The sequence below is a fragment of the Sorangium sp. So ce1153 genome (assembly GCF_051521595.1).
GTDB lineage: Bacteria > Myxococcota_A > Polyangia > Polyangiales > Polyangiaceae > Sorangium.
The window spans coordinates 8,542,719-8,559,430 of the sequence record NZ_CP150361.1; the positions used below are offsets into that span (position 1 = coordinate 8,542,719).

Annotated in this window: 13 protein-coding genes and 1 pseudogene; 7 read left to right on the forward strand and 7 right to left on the reverse strand. The window is 73.1% G+C overall.

Going from position 1 to position 16,712, the window contains the following annotated elements:
- Window positions 1-258 precede the first annotated feature (258 nt).
- A pseudogene (locus WME85_RS30665) lies at window positions 259-687 on the forward strand (hypothetical protein); the annotation flags it as partial.
- Between the two features lie 143 nt (window positions 688-830).
- Here WME85_RS30665 and WME85_RS30670 read toward each other — a convergent pair.
- Window positions 831-2,033 carry a vWA domain-containing protein gene (locus WME85_RS30670; RefSeq protein WP_437826399.1) on the reverse strand — a complete coding sequence of 401 codons (1,203 nt, stop codon included), beginning with the start codon at window positions 2,031-2,033 and terminating at the stop codon, window positions 831-833.
- A 367-nt stretch (window positions 2,034-2,400) separates the two neighbouring features.
- On the reverse strand, window positions 2,401-3,105 hold the full coding sequence (locus WME85_RS30675) for a TetR/AcrR family transcriptional regulator C-terminal domain-containing protein (RefSeq protein WP_437826401.1): 705 nt from the start codon (window positions 3,103-3,105) through the stop codon (window positions 2,401-2,403).
- A 111-nt stretch (window positions 3,106-3,216) separates the two neighbouring features.
- Here WME85_RS30675 and WME85_RS30680 point away from each other — a divergent pair, with 111 nt between their 5' ends.
- Window positions 3,217-4,713, forward strand: a complete 1,497-nt coding sequence (locus tag WME85_RS30680; protein ID WP_437842388.1) for an FAD-dependent monooxygenase — start codon at window positions 3,217-3,219, stop codon at window positions 4,711-4,713.
- A gap of 108 nt (window positions 4,714-4,821) precedes the next feature.
- On the opposite strand, the gene WME85_RS30685 is transcribed toward WME85_RS30680, so the two are convergent.
- Window positions 4,822-6,033: a hypothetical protein gene (locus WME85_RS30685; RefSeq protein WP_437826403.1), complete on the reverse strand. Its 1,212-nt coding sequence runs from the start codon at window positions 6,031-6,033 to the stop codon at window positions 4,822-4,824.
- A 292-nt stretch (window positions 6,034-6,325) separates the two neighbouring features.
- Here WME85_RS30685 and WME85_RS30690 point away from each other — a divergent pair, with 292 nt between their 5' ends.
- The 5 genes from WME85_RS30690 (at window position 6,326) to WME85_RS30710 (ending at window position 11,230) form a co-directional block, all read left to right on the forward strand.
- Window positions 6,326-6,622 carry a hypothetical protein gene (locus tag WME85_RS30690; RefSeq protein WP_437826406.1) on the forward strand — a complete coding sequence of 99 codons (297 nt, stop codon included), beginning with the start codon at window positions 6,326-6,328 and terminating at the stop codon, window positions 6,620-6,622.
- Between the two features lie 58 nt (window positions 6,623-6,680).
- Window positions 6,681-7,616: an ABC transporter ATP-binding protein gene (locus WME85_RS30695; protein ID WP_437826409.1), complete on the forward strand. Its 936-nt coding sequence runs from the start codon at window positions 6,681-6,683 to the stop codon at window positions 7,614-7,616.
- Window positions 7,613-8,449: a hypothetical protein gene (locus WME85_RS30700; protein ID WP_437826410.1), complete on the forward strand. Its 837-nt coding sequence runs from the start codon at window positions 7,613-7,615 to the stop codon at window positions 8,447-8,449. Before WME85_RS30695 ends, WME85_RS30700 begins: the two co-directional genes overlap by 4 nt.
- A gap of 5 nt (window positions 8,450-8,454) precedes the next feature.
- Window positions 8,455-9,612, forward strand: coding sequence for a hypothetical protein (locus WME85_RS30705; protein ID WP_437826413.1), 1,158 nt, complete (start codon window positions 8,455-8,457; stop codon window positions 9,610-9,612).
- 64 nt (window positions 9,613-9,676) lie between these two features.
- Window positions 9,677-11,230, forward strand: a complete 1,554-nt coding sequence (locus WME85_RS30710) for an AAA family ATPase (protein WP_437826415.1) — start codon at window positions 9,677-9,679, stop codon at window positions 11,228-11,230.
- A gap of 32 nt (window positions 11,231-11,262) precedes the next feature.
- Here WME85_RS30710 and WME85_RS30715 read toward each other — a convergent pair whose 3' ends face one another.
- The 4 genes from WME85_RS30715 to WME85_RS30730 form a co-directional block, all read right to left on the reverse strand.
- Window positions 11,263-13,485 (reverse strand): FUSC family protein, encoded by a 2,223-nt coding sequence (locus WME85_RS30715; RefSeq protein WP_437826418.1) that lies wholly within the window; start codon window positions 13,483-13,485, stop codon window positions 11,263-11,265.
- Window positions 13,486-13,685: 200 nt separating this feature from the next.
- A complete protein-coding gene (locus WME85_RS30720; protein WP_437826419.1) occupies window positions 13,686-14,045 on the reverse strand; it encodes an iron chaperone in 360 nt (119 codons plus the stop codon).
- A 40-nt stretch (window positions 14,046-14,085) separates the two neighbouring features.
- Window positions 14,086-15,201 (reverse strand): ABC transporter permease, encoded by a 1,116-nt coding sequence (locus tag WME85_RS30725; protein WP_437826421.1) that lies wholly within the window; start codon window positions 15,199-15,201, stop codon window positions 14,086-14,088.
- A complete protein-coding gene (locus WME85_RS30730; protein WP_437842391.1) occupies window positions 15,198-16,700 on the reverse strand; it encodes a sugar ABC transporter ATP-binding protein in 1,503 nt (500 codons plus the stop codon). Before WME85_RS30730 ends, WME85_RS30725 begins: the two co-directional genes overlap by 4 nt.
- Window positions 16,701-16,712: the final 12 nt, after the last annotated feature.

Here is a 16,712-nt window from a genome sequence, read left to right on the forward strand (position 1 = left end):
ACAGCGACCCGACCCGCGCAGCGACCCGATCCAGGTTTGGGGAGCCGCGACGGAACGGCAGACCCGACAGAGGGTTGGCAGCCCCGGCGAGCAGGGCAGCTTACGAGATCGTAGCGGCGGTCAGGGCTGCGAGGATATTGACCAACGGCCACTTGGCGGCGGCGACCGCTCCGGGCGCCTCGCCCGGCACGTCTCCTGGAGCAGGCGGTCGAAACGCTTCTTCGGTAGCTGGCTGCACGAGCCCATACGGCGGCGGCGACCACAGAGGAACGTGCCGAGCTGTACACGGCGCTCCTGGTGATGGCGGCCATCGACCCCTGGGAGCATAATCTGCTGAAGGAGCTGGTCATCATGGTGGAGGACAAGGAAGAGGGGCTGCTCCGGCGCACGCCGATCATCGGAGAGATGATCATCGAGGCCGAGCGACGGGGAGAGCAGCGCGGCGAGCAACGGGGAGAGCAGCGCGGCGAGCAACGGGGAGAGCAGCGCGGCGAGCAGAAGGCGATCACGGAGCTGCTAGGTCGCCTCTTCGCGCGGCGGCTCGGGCGACGACCGACGGCCGAGGAAGAGCGCTCGATCCTCGAGCGAGCCCGCGCGCTCGGCCCGGTCGAGGTCGAGGATGCCTTGCTCGACCTCGACGGCGAGGCGCTGGTCCGCTGGCTCGCGGAGCCGATTCGCCCCTCGTGAGCCGCCGACGACCTTCGCGTGTCGGCAGGACCGGCGAGCCGGCGCCGCCGCTCGCCGGTCCTGCCAGGTGCCGACCACGTCCACCCGTCCGTGACGACCGCGCGAGAGCGGAGCCGTGGGACGGGAGGCCTGTGGCGTTCAACTCAGTACGCGAGCACCTCGCTGCCGGACGAGAGCTCGCACGCGCCGTCCAGGGGGTCACCGCCCGTGCGGAGGATCTCGGACGGCTCCGGCTCGCGGTAGGCACCGGAGAGCTCGATGTCGACCATGCGCAGGATCGCGCGATCGAGCTTCGTCACGTAATAACACGGGATCGTCGGCTCCTTGTGGGCCCCGCCGACCCCTGAGTCATCCGTCAGGAAGAGATACCGGCCGCCCGTCAATTGCGCGGCGGAGCGCATGCTGAGCTCGGTGAGCTCATCCACGCCGCTCGACGCGACGGGATAGACGTGCACCCCGCGGTCCTTGAGGGCTCGTATCCCATCGGCCATGTCCGCCGCGTTGCTGTCATGGTGGGGCGCGTCCGCGACCCAGAAGGCGAGGCGCGCGGTGTCGTCGTCCGTGCGCCACGAGAGGTCGGCCGCCTTGAAGAGCGCCATGTCGGGCGCCTCCGGGGTGTCGCCGCCGCCGTCGGCCCCCTGCGCGGCGAGCTTCACCTGGAATTCACCGGGATCGGTGCGGAAGTCGAACCACCGGACGATGTAGTCGTCCTCGGTGTCTCTATAGACGACGAGCGACCAGCGCTGCGCGGCGTCCGGGTACCTGGCGAAGATGGCGTCGGAGAGCGCGATGAACTCCGTCTGGAGATACGCAATCTCGTCGCCCATGCTGCCGGTCGTGTCGATGATGAGCGAGACGTCGAGCGTCTCCCTCTTTCCTGGAGGCGCCGCGAAGAGGCTGTGCGCGGCCTGGTGGTCGGCCTCGGTGATGGGCAGGAGGCCCGGCAGCTGTTGCGTGTACAGCGTGCTCCGGTAGGAGAGGAAGAAGTCGAAGTTGCGGTTGTCGTCCCAGACGCCCGCGGTGAGCGTGCCGGGCTCGATGCCGCCGCCGCCGCTGCCGCCGCTGCCGCCGCTGCCGCCGCTACCGCCGCTGCCGCCGGTTCCGGTGCCCTCGCCGCTGCTGGGGGCGCCGGGGTCGACCGAGATATCGCCGCCCTCCGCCGCCCCACCTCCCGCGCCGGCCGTGGCAGAGCCGGCGGCGTCACCGGTGCCAGCGCCCTTCCCCGGGATCTCGCCGTCGCCGCCGGTGACGGGGTTCGACGGGTCAGATGGGCTCGATCCGCCCGAGCAGGCCCCGAGCGCGAGGAGGCTTCCTACCGTGAAAGCGAAGCGGATACGGGTACGCATTGGGTCTCCTTGGCCGCCAGGGTCCTCACGTGCCGACGACGGACGCGGCCCGGGGTGCCGCAATGCATGGCGCGTACCGGGCCCGAGCCGCACGATTTCCGGCATTGGCGTGGCTTCTCGTGTGGCGATCTGTGCCAGGACGCGCCGGATCGGGACCATGACGGCTCAGACGCACGACGCCTTCGGAGGTGGAGCCGGGTCTCGGGGCAGCCCGACCCAGGTTGAGGTGACCCAGCCCGACCCAGGTTGAGGCGACCCAGCCCGACCCAGGTTGAGGTTGCCCTGCCCGACCCAGGTTGAGGTTGCCCTGCCCGACCCAGGTTGAGGTCGCGCAACCCGCCAGCGCGGCGGCAATCCGCCCGGTGCGTCAGCCGCTCCGGCGGGACTCCCGCCGCCTGTCGCCGGCGCTCGTCGAGCTCCCGGACGCTCCTCCTCGCGGCGCCCCCTCAACCTCGGCTTCCAGTCCCCTGAGGATGACCCGAAGCCCGTACCCGAACCGCGCGTCGTGGTCGGTGCTCACGAGGTGCGGCAGCGCCGCCGCAAGGTGCGGGTAGGCTCCTCGCTCCACCGCCTCGCGGAAGCGCCCGGCATCGGCCTTGGCCGGGTCCGTCCCCGGGCGGACCTCCAGGGCCTGCTCCTCGAGGGTGAAGCCGATCACGTAATAGACGATCGACCAGCACCCCCACGCGGCGGCGCGCGGTGACAGCCCGCCGTCCCTCAGCGCGCCGACCAGCGTGTCCGACACCCTCAGCGTGTTGTCCTGCGCCACGTAGGTCCCCGCGAAGACCCGCGCCCCGTCGCGGTGCGCGAGGAGCGCCCGGCGGAGCCGCTCGGCCACGCCGGCCGCGCGCTCCATCCCCGAGAGCTCCGCCGGCACCCCGGCCGCGCAATCCGCCAGCATCGCCTCCGCCATCGCGTCGAGCAGCTCCTCCTTGTTCTTGATGTGCCAGTAGAGCGTCGCGGCCTGAACGCTCAGCTCCTGCCCGAGCCGGCGCATCGTCAGCGCATCGAGCCCGACGTCGTCCAGCAGACGCAGCGCCGTCGCGATGACCTGCTCACGTCGTAGTCGCATCGTTGGTTCTTCCCCTGTTCGCACCCGGAAGGCGGACCACCGCCTTGACTCTAACACCGTTAGATTTACTCTAACGTCGTTAGAGTCAGGGACGCGGAGGTTTCAATGACGATGCAAAATGACGTCGTGGTGGTCGGCGGCGGCCCGGTCGGGATGTTGCTGGCGTCGGAGCTCGCGCTCGCGAAGGTCCGGGTCCGCGTGCTGGAGCAGCGGCGGACGCGCACGGAGCAGTCGCGCGCGCTCACGGTGCACCCGAGGAGCCTGGAGATCCTCGATCAGCGCGGGATCCTCGACCGCTTCCGGCGCCGGGGCGTGCCGATCTCGACGGGGCATTTCGCGTGGCTCGACACCCCGCTCGACTTCTCTCGCCTCGACACGCCTCACCCGTACACGCTGTGGCTGGCCCAGACCCAGACAGAGGCGCTCCTGGAGGAGCGGGCCCGCGAGCTGGGCGTCGAGATCCAGCGCGGTCGCTCGGTCGTCGCGGTCGAGGAGCGGGAGGGCGAGGTCGCGCTGCGGGTGGAGGGGCCTGAGGGCCAGGCCGAGGAGCGCGCGCGGTACGTGGTCGGTTGCGACGGGGCGAGGAGCGCCGTGCGACGCTCGGTCGGCATCGGGTTTCCGGGCACGGAGACGACGGTGACCGCCTTCCTGGGCGACGTGGAGCTCGACGATCCACTGAAGCCGTTCAGGCACACGAGCTCGCGCGGCTCCGTGCTCGCGGCCCCGCTCCCGCCCGGCGATCACGAGGGCGTCTATCGCTTCGTCGTGTTCGATCCGCAGCGAACGCACGTGAGCACGTCCGAGCCGGTCACGCTCGAAGAGCTGCAGAGCAGCGTCGCGCGGATCGTCGGGAGGGACTTCAGGATGCGCAACCCGCGCTGGCTGTCGCGCTTCGGCAACGCGACGCGGCTCGCCGAGCGGTACCGGCGCGGGCGGGTCCTGCTCGCGGGCGACGCGGCGCACATCCACTTTCCCGCCGGCGGCCAGGGGCTCAACGTCGGGCTGCAAGACGCGATGAACCTCGGCTGGAAGCTCGCGGCCCAGGTGAACGGCTGGGCGCCCCCGGGCCTGCTCGACAGCTATCATGACGAGCGCCACCCGGTGGGCGAGGCCCTGGGGCGCAACACGGAGGTTCAGACCAAGCTCGGCGACGTCTCGGAGGCCGGGATGGCGCTCCGTGACATGATGAGCGAGCTGCTCGCCATCGAGCCGGTCAACCGGCGTCTCTCCGAGCGGATCAGCGCGCTCGACGTCGCGTATTCCACCGGCAAGGCCGCGGAGACGCACCCCTGGGTCGGCAGGCGGGCGCCCGATCGCGCGCTCGTCACGGACCGCGGCGCCGCGCGGCTGTACGAGCTGCTCCACGCGGCCCGGTTCGTCCTGCTCGACCTCGCCGGCGCGGCCGATCTCCGCGAGGCGGGCGCGGCGTGGAGCGACCGCGCCGACGTGGTCCGCGCGACGGCCGCGCCCGGGAGCGACCTCGCCGCCCTCGATGCGGTCCTGGTGAGGCCGGACGGGCACGTCGCGTGGGCGACCGACGGCGGGCGACGGGCGACGCGCCTCGCCGATCTGAGAAGCGCGCTCGAATCGTGGTGCGGGCCCGCGTGAGGCCGCGATGGACGGTGTGGCCGGTCGAGGGGGAGGACGGAGCTGCGCTGGTCGCGCGCTGTCCGAGGAGGGAGCGTGACGCCCCGTGCCCGGGGCGCGGCTCGAGCCTCAGCCCGAGCGAGCGCGCCGACCGGCGCGCGTCGCGGCGATGACCTCGGCATCGGGCTCGACGAGCTCGACGTCCAGCTCGGGGGGCGCGGTTTTGCGGGCGCGCTTCTCGGCCTCGGCCATGCGCCGCGCGTCCTCGGGCGCCTCCACCCAGGGGCGGGTGAGGCGCTCGGGGCGCACCAGCGGCATGGACGGCCGCGGCCCCGCGGTCGCCTGGCGCGCCTCCTCGGCCGCGATCTCCAGCAGGCTCTCGCGGCTGATGCTCGCCAGCTCGAGGCGCAGCGCGTCGGGCATCGATCCGGGGCGCGCCGGCCGCTGCAGGTCGGCCTCGATCGCCGCCAGGGTCTCGTGGCCGACCCGCGCCAGGCCCACCCGGATCTCGGGCAGCGAGCGCCGCGGCCCGCCGGGCTCTCGCTCGACGGCGGCGAGGCGCTCGCGGCCGAGGGTCGCCTGGCCGGCGCGGATGTCCGGCAGCGACGCGGGGGGCCGGGGGGAGGCCGCGGGCGGCGGGGGCCCGTCGTGGAGCACCGCCGGGCGCGCCTGCGCGCGGGGCGGCCCGCCGTTGGCGAGGAGGATCAGGCCCGCGGCGGCGCTGCGCCTGACGGCCGGCAGCGACGGCGGTGCGGCGCGCCTGGAGGGCGGCGGCGGCGGCTCGCGGAAGGCCGCGACCGCGCCGGTGGACGGCGGCGGCTGGCGGACCTCGGCGACCGGGCGGCGCGCCGAGGAAGGCGCCGCCTCCGCGCGGCGCGCCGAGGAAGGCGCCGCCTCCGCGCGGCGCGCCGAGGAAGGCGCCGCCTCCGCGCGCGGGCGCGAGGGGGCGCGCCGGTGCCCCTTGCGGGCCGGCCGCGACTCCGCCGGGGTGCCCTCGTCGATGGCGCGCAGGCCGTGCTCGAGCGCGGGCAGCACGCCCTGCCGATCGGCCCATGTGGGCATGACCGCGCAGAGGATCGCCGCGCCGGCCACGCCGAAGTACACGTCGACGGGCGCCGCGCCCCCGTAGGGGACCAGGTGCTCGCGCGGCAGCTCCACATGCCCGAGCCGGCCCCGGTTCCCGAGGCGCAGGGCAGCCTCGACGATCCGGCTGCGGCCCTCCGTGGGCATGTCGCACGGCGCGCCCCGGGTGACGAGCCGTCCCCGCCGGGTGATCACGAATGCGAAGTCTGCGCGCGCAGCCACGGAGGTCCGGTCCGAGATCGCATCGAGATCTGCCACGCTCTCATCCTACACGATCCAGGGCGGGAGCGTCCGGTGATCGTGCCTGTCCGGGGCACTCGGACCCTGCACGAGAAAATGCTGACGCTGGTTGAAAGATTGCGAGTAGGGCGCAATGCGCCGCGCTCCCGCGGGGCCTCCACGGCGACGACGGGGCGCTCGAACCCCCCTGAGAGCACCGAAATCGGTCCCGATGGGGCGCTCAAACCCCCTCGTGCGCCGACGCCGCGATCCACGTCGGTGCCGGCTCCGCCGCTGGACACCTCGCGCGGCGGAGCGAAGAATCTCCAGCATGCGCCCGCGCACCTCTCGCGTCGTTCAGCTCTTCGTCGGGGCGTTCGGTCTGGCTGGCCTGCTGCTCTCGGCCAGCACGATGAACTGGGTGTGGCACTCGCCGGGGGACGACAACCCGATTGGCATGTTCGCGGCCTTCGGCATCCTCCTGTCGGTCATTCCAAGCTGGGGTCTCGTCCGCGGCGCCCGTGGACTTCCGCTCCGCTCCGGGAAGCTGTGGGCGGCGGCCGCCGCGCTGTCGCTCGTGCCGCTGGGGCTCCTCACGACGATGTTCGCCGTGATCTGGACGACCTGAGCAAGCCCCCGACCTGGGTCAGGGTAGCCCGCTCCCCCGCGTTGGCTATCCTCACGCCGTGCTCGCCCTCGAAGCCGCCGCGCTCCGCAAGACCTACGCGGGCCTCTTCCGGCGCGAGGGCCATGAGGCCCTGGCCGGCCTCGATCTCGCCGTCCCCCGCGGCGCCGCGTTCGGCCTCCTCGGCCCGAACGGCGCCGGCAAGACCACGTTCATCAAGACCCTCCTCGGCGTCGTCCGGCCGACGTCCGGCGTCGTCCGCGTCCTCGGCGGCGCCCCAGAGGACCGCGCCGTCCGCGCCCGCATCGGCTACCTCCCCGAGCGCCTCCACCTCCCGCACGCCTGGACGCCCGTCGCGTTCCTGGCCAGCGTCGCCCGGCTCAAGCGCCTCGCGACGACCGAGGCCGCGCTCCTGCGCGACCTCGCCCGCGTCGGGCTCGGCGACAGCGCCCGGCGCCGCATCGGCGGCTTCTCCAAGGGCATGAAGCAGCGCCTCGGCCTCGCCGCGGCCCTCCTCGGCGCGCCCGACCTCCTCGTCCTCGACGAGCCCACCGACGGCATCGACCCCCTCGGCCGCGCCGAGATCCGCCGCATCCTCACCGAGGAGCGCGCCCGCGGCGCCACCCTCTTCCTCAACTCGCACCTGCTCTCCGAGACCGAGCGCGTCTGCGACCGCATCGGCATCCTCGCCGGCGGCCGCCTCGTCCGCGAGGGCGCCCTGGAGGCGCTCTGCGGCAGCGCCACGCGCTTCCGCGTCCGCTTCGCGCCCGGCTGCGATCCGGCCGCGCTCGCCCCGCTCGGCTTCGCCGCCCGCGAGCCCGAGGGCGCCTTCACCTGCGAGGCAGCCAGCCCCGAGGACCTCAACGCCCTGCTCGATCGCGCCCGCGCCCGGGGCGCGCTGCTCGTCGAGCTCGCCCGGGACATGCGCGACCTCGAGGACGTCCTCGCCGAGGCCCTCGGCGCGCGGGACAGGCCGGACGCCGGAGCGCCGCCGTGAAGACAGCCCTCGCCATCGCGCTCGACCTCCTCCGCGAGGCCGCCTCGCGCCGGTGGTTCCTCGCGCTCGGCGCCGCGATCACCCTCCTGCTCGGCGTCGCCGGCCTCACCCTGCGCATGGACGTCGTCGACGGCGCCCTCGCCGCCACGCGCCTCTTCGGCCAGGTCGTCCACACCGACATCACGTCCGTCGACGTCGCCCTCCGCCCCATCTTCCGCGCGGCGGCGTACGTCATCTTCTACGGCGGCCTCGCCTTCGGCGTCGTCGCCTGCGCCGACTTCGCCCCGAGCCTGCTCGCGCCCGGCCGCATCGAGCACCTCCTCGCGCTCCCCGTCCAGCGCTGGGAGCTGCTCGCCGGCACCTTCCTCGGCGTGCTCGGCCTCGCCATGGCCGGCGCGCTCTACGGCGCGGGCGGCCTCGCGCTCCTGCTCGCCGTGAAGACCGGCGTCTGGACCTTGCGCCCGGTCCTCGCCGCCCTCCTCGCGAGCGTCACCTTCGCCGCCCTCTACGGCGGCATGCTCGCGGCCGCGGTGTTCGCGCGCAGCGCCGCGCTCTCCGCCGCGACGGGCGGCGCCCTCCTCGTCGCGGGCATCGTCGCCGGCTACCGCGACCGCCTCGCGACCTTCTTCGAGCCCGGCGCCCCCCGCGCGCTCTTCCGCGCCGCCACCGCGCTCCTGCCGCGGGTCTCCACCCTGGCCAACACCTCCGCCGATCTCGCCGCCTCGGCGCCCGTCGAGGCGCTCGACCTCGCGAGCCAGCTCGCCGGGATCGCCGTCTTCGGCCTCGCCGCCGTCGCCTTCGGCATCTGGGGCTTCGAGCAGAAGGATTTCTGAGCTCCATGCGCCACCGAGCCTGGCTCCTCGCCGCCGTCGTCCTCCTCGGCCTCGCCGCGTGGCTCATGTCGCGCGGCGACAGCAAGGCCACGTCCCCGAAGAAGGCGCGGGTGGAGTTCCCGCGCCAACCGCAGCGCCCCGACATGGAACGCAACGCGCGCCGCCAGACGCTGCCGCCCCCGCCGCAGACCGACCCGCACGCGGAGCGCCAGCCCCGGCCCAAGCGCGATCCGCTGCTCACGGCGCTGCCCACCGGCAGGGCCACGTCGGCCGTCGTCGTCGAGGCGAGCGCCATCAAGGAGTCGCCGGCCGGCAAGCTCTGGCTCGACTGCATGCTCGCGAACGGCGACATGGATAGCTTCGACGAGCTCAAGGACGAGTTCGGGATCGACGTGCTCGAGGACATCGACCGGGTCGCGGCGGCGTCGGGGCCCCTCGTGGTGGTCTCGGGCCAGTTCCCGTCGGCGCGCCTGGACTCGTTGCGGCGGAGCCGCCGCGCTCACGGCGCGCGAGGGACGCTCTTCGAGGAGCAGGAGGGTCGCTCGCCGGTGATCGGCCTGTGGGGCGACGGCCTCCTGCTCATCGGCCAGGACGCGCAGGCCGTCGAGGCCGCGATCGACAGGCTCGAGGACAAGGTCGCGCCGGCGCCGCCGGTGATCCCGGAGTGGGCGAGCTACGGCGATGCGTACGGGGTGCTCTCGGCCGAGGACATCGCGCACGTCCTCGAGGGGAGCGAGCCGGAGATCGCCGAGCGCCTGCGCGGCGCCGTGGGCCAGGTGGAGCTGCACGTCGACGCGTCGGAGGACGTCGCGATCGTGGCCGACGTGACGGGGCCCGTGGCGGCCGACGTGGACGACCTCGGCAAGACGCTCGGGACCGCGATCTCGCTGGGCCGGCTGAAGGCACAGGCGGACGGCGAGGAGCAGCTCGCCGAGCTGCTGGATCTGGCGCGGGTGAGCCCGCGCGAGGGCCGCTTCTCGATGGACCTCGCGCTGCCGCTGCCGATGATCGAGAAGGCGATGGGCCGCTGCCGGGAGCGGAGGAGGAACGGCGCGGCGCCGGGCGAGCGGGCGCCGGGCCGCGAGGCGCCGGGCGAGCGGGCGCCAGGAGGCGCGGCGCCGGGCCGCGAGGCGCCGGGCCGCGAGGCGGGAGAGGTGCGGTGACGCGCGCGCTCTCGCCCCCCTGCTCTCGCAAGGTGGGTCGCCTCATGCATGGTAGCTTCCTCCCGTGAAGCTCTCGTTCAACACCGCGGGCCCCTGCGTCGCTGGCGAGCACTACATGCTCCCGCCCGAGCGCCGCCTCGGGCGTGTCCTGCGGCTCATAGAAAACCGAAAGGATTTCACGCTCCATGCTGGCCGCCAGACGGGCAAGACCACCAGCGCTCGCTGGCTCGTCGAGCACCTGAACCGCGAAGGTGCCTTTCGCGCCGCCTGGGTCGACGTCCAGATCGCCCGCGAGGAGCCCGACCCCACCAGGGCCTTCGAAGCTGTCCTCTACGCCCTGGACACCGCGGTCGATCGCGATCTGCCCGACCTCGGCCCGCCCGCGGACGACGTCCGCCGCGTCGAGCCCGCGAGCACCTTCGTCCTGCGCTATCTGCGGGATCTCGCGGCGCGCAGCGACAGGCCGCTGGTCGTGCTCGTCGACGAGGCGGACGGGCTCGTGGGCGCAGCGATGGTCTCGTTCCTGACCCAGCTCCGGCAGGGCTACCTCGATCGGAGCCGGACGCCGTTTCCCTCCAGCGTGGCCCTCATCGGCCAGCGCCAGGTGCGCGACTACGCGCTCGCCGTGGAGGAGCGGCGCGCCGTCGCGTGGCTGGGCACGACGTCGCCGTTCAACATCACCGCCGAGGCGATGACGCTCGGCCCCTTCACCGAGGCCGAGGTCGCCGAGCTGCTCGCGCAGCACACCGCCGCTACCGGACAGCGCTTCGAGCCCGAGGCTGCGCGGCGGATCTGGGAGCTGGGACAGGGCCATCCCTGGTTGACCAACGCCATGGCCGATCAGATCGTCGGCCATGACGTGGAGGACCGCACGATTCCGATCACGTCGGCGCACGTCGACGCGGCCAAGGAGACCCTCATCCTGGAGCGCCGCTCCCACATCGACTCGCTCGTCGCCCGCCTGCGCGAGCCCCGGGTGCGGCGCGTGCTCGATCCCATGCTGGCCGGCGGGCAGACGGCCGGAGACGTGCTCGACGACGATTTCTCCTACGTCCTCGGCCTGGGGCTGATCCGCTTCCACGGCGGGCGCTTCGAGATCGCGAATCCCATCTACCGCGAGGTCGTCCCCCGCGCGCTGACGTTCATCCGCCAGGCGCAGATCTCGGCCGAGCCCGCCGCATACGTCCGCCCTGACGGCTCGCTCGACATGGACAAGCTCTTCACCGACTGGCAGGCGTTCTGGCGCAAGGACGGCCACCTCGCCGCCGAGGGGTTCGGCTACCGCGAGTCCGGGCCGCACCTGATGCTGATGGCGTTCTTGCAGCGGGTCGTGAACGGAGGCGGACGGGTGGAGCGCGAGTACGGGCTCGGGCGCGGGGCGCTCGACCTGATGATCTGCTGGCGCGAGGAACGCCACGCCATCGAGGTGAAGGTCCGCCGCGACACGGAGACCGAGGCCGAGGCGCTCGATCAGGTGGCGCGGTACCTCGAGCACGCCGGGCACGGCGAGGGGTGGCTGGTGATGTTCGACCTGCGCAAGGAGCGGTCGTGGCCAGAGAAGCTGTTCGTGCGGGAGGTCGCGCACGAGGGGAAGACCGTGCGGCTCGTGGGGTGCTGAGCGCGCGGTGAGGGCCCGGGCTGGCCCCGCGCTCACGCTACTGGCCGCTCCCGCGCGGCCAGCGCGGCCCGCGAGACCGCCGCGTGCAGGACCGTGACCTGCCGCGCGATGCGCAGGAGCTGGGCCTCGAACAACGTCCCCAGCGTCGTCGGAGCAGGCTCGACCCCGGAGCCCTCGTCGGTGGGCTCCGGCGCGAACACGTCGGGCAGCGGCGCGGGCGGGCGCTGCTCGGCCACCGCGGCGGCGAGGTCCTCGAGCGCGCCGCCGACGCGGCGCTCGAAGCGCGCGAGCTCTTCGCGACGCGACGGTGATGCCGTCGGCCCGGGCGAGGACGCGAGCGCGACCACCGAGGCGACGAAGCGGCGCGTGTACGTGAGCTCCGCCATGAGCGGCTCGAGCGCCTCCGCCGCGCCGCGCGACTCCGCGACGAGCCGCTGGAACGACGCCTCGGCGTTGCTGGTCGCGAGCCCGGCGTCGCGGCGCGCGGCGGCGAGCGGCGCCTCGGCCGCTTCCCGCTCGCTCCCGTGCGAGGCGGCCGCCCGCGCGAGGACCTCGCGCGCCGCGCGCAGGGCCTGCGCCATCTGCTCGGGGAAGCGGTCGCGCTCCGGGCTGGGCCACAGGAGGGCGATCGCCGCGAGCGCGATCGCGCCGCCGATCAGCGTGTTGACGACGCGCAGGTGCGTCAGGTGACGGTCGCCGGACCCGAGCTCGGCGAGGAGCACGAAGGTGGGCGTCAACAGGGCCGAGAAGGCGCCGTAGTTGACCGGCAAGAGCGCGACCCCGGCGGTCGCGAGCACGAAGATGAGCGCGAGCAGGCCGAGCGGGTCGTGCACGGCCGCGGCGATCCCCGCGGCGAGGAGGCAGCCGAGCACCGTGCCGGCGATGCGCTGCAGCCCCTTCAGCACCGTCGCGCCGGTGTACGGCTGGAGGATGGCCACGGCCGTGATCGTGATCCAGTAGCCGCGCCGCAGCTCGAAGCCGTGGCTCACCGCCATGCCGGCCGCCGCCGCGAGGCCCACGCGGAGCGCGTGCCGGAGCGAGAGCGAGCGCGCGGTGAGGTTCTCGCGGAGCGGCCCGAGGACGCGGTCGCGCAGCTTCGGCCCGGGTGGGGCCGCCGCCGCGGGCTCGCCCGGGGCGGCCTCCGCGGGGCTGTCGTCGTCGAGCGCCGGCGCCGTCTCGACCGCGATGCGCAGGTACTCGCGGAGCTGCGCGAGGAGCGCCGCGGCGTGGAGGAGCCGCGAGCGGGTCATGGCGGCCGCCCTGCCCCCTTCGCGCGCGTCCCGCGCGATCGCCGCGCGGAGCGCCTGCTCGTCCCACGCGATCGGCGGAAGGCGGTGGCCGCCGCCCTCCGTCTCCACGACGCGCGCGACCTCGTGCGCCTTGCTCGCGAACGCCGCGAGCGCGCGCTCGACCTCGACGCGCGCGTCGGAGCGACTGTCCGAGGGCCCCGGGTCGCCGGCCGCCTCCAGCGTGTCGGCGAGCACGACGAGCGTCCCGAAGAGCTGGTCGGCGTCCTGGAGCAGGACGAGCAAGCGCTCGCCGCGCCCGCTCTCGCCCTGGCGCCCGCGCCGCACGCCCCCGAGCGCCGCGCGCGCCGCCTCGATCGCGGCGCGGATGGACGCGTGCCGCTGCACGAGCGCGTGGTACCCGGCCTCCTCGCCCCGCCGCGACGCCTCCTCCAGCGCGGCCGCTTGATCGGCGAGCGCGCGGTAGCACGCGGCCACGGCGACGCGCACCGGGCGGTACGGCCGGATGGGCCAGAGCAGGAGGGCGAGCGCCATGGCCCAGAGGCCGCCGGCGAGCACGCCCGCGCCGCGCGCGAGCGCCTCGGCGCCGCCGGCCGGCGCGGCGACCGACGCGGCCATGATGATCGCGACGAGCCCCCCGACGCTGCCCGCCTCGGCCCCGTAGACCCGCGCGAAGCCTGCCGCCGAGATGCCGAGGAACAAGACGATCGTCGCGATCCACGGCCATCCCCCCGCGAGGGCCATGGCGACCGCCGCGAGGGCTCCGGCGACGGTGAGCGCGCCCATGGTCGCGGCGCGCGCGCGGTACGAGCCGCCCTTGTCGGCGACGGTCGCGAGGAAGCCGCCCAGCGTGGCCCAGGAGGTCGCGGGCACCGGGGCAACCTGCCCGACGAGCACCGGCACGAGGGCCGCGACGGCCGCACGGAGGCCGCTCTTCAGCGACGGCCGCGCCGGCTCGATGCGCGCGATCGATTTGAGGAGCCTGAGCGTGCGCTCGTGGGAAGGCATGTCGGGGATCGAGCGGCACCATGCCCTCTGCGCCGAGCGCGCTCAAGGCCCGCGCACCCAGGGGAGACGGTCCCCTGCTGGTCGATACAGGCGCTGCCGTGTCCGCCGGTGCGTCCGGTCATCGCCCCGACCGCCGGGCGCGGGGTCACAGGACGCGTGAGACCGGCCGCGGTGGGGAGACGCGGTGTCGCCCCCCGCGGTCAGCGGCCGGCGCCGTGGTGCGCCGCCAGCATGCGCACCGTGCGCTCGATCAGGTCATACGGCACGGGCTTGCCGAGCGGGAACTTCACGCCGTCCTTGCCGTCGCGGTAAGGCTCGAGCTCGGCCTGGACGGGGTCGTCGCTGCGGTAGATCGGGTAGAGGCCGATGTGCTTTTTCCACGCGGCGAAGTGAATGGCGTTTCGCCCGTCGAACATGATCGCGGGCATGCCGTAACGAATGCGCTCCTCGGCGCCGGGCAACACCCGTCGGATGGCGTCGCGAATGCCACGGAGCAGAGGACGCACCTCTTCTGGGCAGGCGGCGATGTACTCGTCGATCGTCTTCGGGGTGGCGGGCAATGTCCCTCGTTCCTGGGTTGCCGGACCGCAAGGTAGACGCTCAGACGTTCTCGCGCTCGGGCGTTTGTACGGCCGGGGGCTCCGCCGCGCCGACGGCCGCGGCCGCCCGGAGGCTCGGCGCCGCCTGGGCGGCTCCCGCGGAGGCGCGCCGGATGCGCCGTCTTTCCTGCACCATGTGCACGATCTGGTCGAGGATCACGGCGACGAGGATCACCGAGCCGATGATGATGAACGTCCAGTTCGGGTCCAGGCGCCAGATGCGTCGAATGCCGTCAGCGTCCTCGTACGGCAGCTGGAACATGTTGATGCCGTTGTCGAGGACGCGCATCACCGCGGAACCGATGATGATGCCGAGCACCGTGCCTTCACCGCCGCGAAGCGAGCAGCCGCCGAGCACGGCCGCGGCGATCGCATACATCTCGTACGCGACGCCGACCTGCTGCGACATCTGCCCGATGTACGACGCGTAACAGACGCCAGCCACGCCGCCGAGGCCCGCCGAGATCACGTAGGTGGACGCCTCCACCCGCTTCACGTTGATGCCGGAGTACTCGGCCGCGTCGCGGTTGCCGCCGATCGCGTAAACGTAACGGCCGAACACCGTGAAGTGCAGCGCGTAGGTCGCCACGCCGATCACGGCGACGAACATCAGGAACGGATACGGGACGAGCGCGTCGTTCCCGACCTTGAGCAGCCCGCCGTTCGCGAGGCCGAGCAGCGGCGAGCCCCCGAGGCTCAGGGTGCCGCCCTCGGCGATGGTCTGCGAGACGCCGCGCAAGAGCAACATGCCGCCGAGCGTGACGATGAACGGCTGCAGCTTGAGCCGCGTGATCAACAAACCCTGGCCGAGGCCGACGAGCATCGCCACGCCGAGCGCCACCGGGATGCCGATCCACAACGAGAGGCCCAGGCCGCCGACCTGGCTCGACGAGAGCTTCGCGATCAGGACGCCCGTCAGGCCGATCACGGACCCGATCGACAGATCGATGCCGCCGGTGATGATGACGAAGCCGATGCCCGTCGCGAAGATCCCGAGCATCGAGATCTGCCGCAGCGTGTTGATCGAGTTCGACTGCCCGAGAAAATCAGGGTTCGAGAGGTAGAGGCCCAGACACATCACGAGGAGCGCGATGGTCATGCCGAGCTCGCGCCTCATGAGAGAGCCTCCCTGTCGGCGTGGCCCGTCATCAAGGTCGCGATCCGCTCCTGGCTGAGCCGCTCCCGCGGCAACACACCCTTGATGCGTCGCTCGTGCATGACGGCGACGCGATCGCTCATCCCCATGATCTCTTCCATGTCCGAGCTGACCATCATGATGGTGATGCCTTCATCCGCGAGGGCGGCCATGTGGCGGTAGATCTCGGCTTTCGTGCCAACGTCGATGCCGCGCGTCGGCTCGTCCAGGATGAGCACGCGCGGGCTCATGGCCAGCCACTTTCCGAGCACCACCTTCTGCTGGTTTCCGCCGGAGAGGTTCACGACGCGCTGAGCGATGCCAGGCGTCTTCGTCCGCAACCGCTTCACCTCCGACTCGGCGACACGGCGCTCCTTCGTCCTGTCCAGCAGGCCCCAGCGGTTGTAGTTGCCGATGTCGGGCAGAGAGGTGTTCTCGACGATGCTGAGCGGCAGCACGAGCCCGTGCCGCTTGCGATCCTCCGGCGCCAGGTAGACCCCGCGGTCGATGGCGTCCCTCGGCACTCGAGGAGCGAACTCCCTGCCTTCGAGCGTCATGCGTCCGCTGAGCGCCGGCGTGACCCCGAAGATCGTCTCCATGAGCTCCGTGCGGCCAGAGCCGACCAGGCCGGCGAAGCCGAGGATCTCCCCGCGCTCGACCGAAAAGGAGATCGGCGCTGGCGCGCCGGGCACGACGAGGCCTTCGACCACCAGCACGGGCTCGGTCGACCTCCGCGGCCGCTTCTCCGGGAAGTAGTGCGCGCTGAGCTCGCGCCCCACCATCATGGCGACGATCCTCTCGTGCGTCGCCTCCGCGCGCGTGAGGTCCCCGACGTGGCGGCCGTCGCGCAGGACCGTCACCCGGTCCGCCAGCGCCATGACCTCTTCCATGCGGTGCGAGATGTAGACGATGCCGATGCCGTCCGCCCGGAGCTTGTGGATGATCTGGAAGAGCTGCTCGGACTCAGCGCTCGTGAGCGACGAAGTCGGCTCATCCATGATGATGATGCGCGCGTCCAGGGCGAGCGCCTTGGCGATCTCGACCATCTGCATCTGACCGGCGGTCAGCGCGGACACCGGGGTCGAGGCCGGGAGCGTCAAGCCCACGCGCAGGAGCAGCTCCTTGGCGCGGGCGTACATGGCGCTCCTCGGCAGCGGGCGGAGGAGCGGCCCGGTCCCGCCGCCCTCGTTGCCGAGGAAGATGTTGGCCGCGATGTCGAGGTTCGACGCCAGCATCAGCTCCTGGTGGATGAGCGCGATGCCGAGGCGCTTGGCGACGCGCACGCTCTCGAGGGCGACCACCCTCCCCTGGATGCGGATCTCGCCCTCGTCGGGCTGCTGGGCGCCCCCGAGGATCTTCATGAGCGTGCTCTTGCCGGCGCCGTTCTCGCCCATGAGGGCGAGGACCTCGCCCGGCTTCAGCGAGAGAGAGACGCCGTTGAGCGCGACCACCCCGGGAAACCGCTTGGTGATCGCGCTCATCGCGAGCAGATC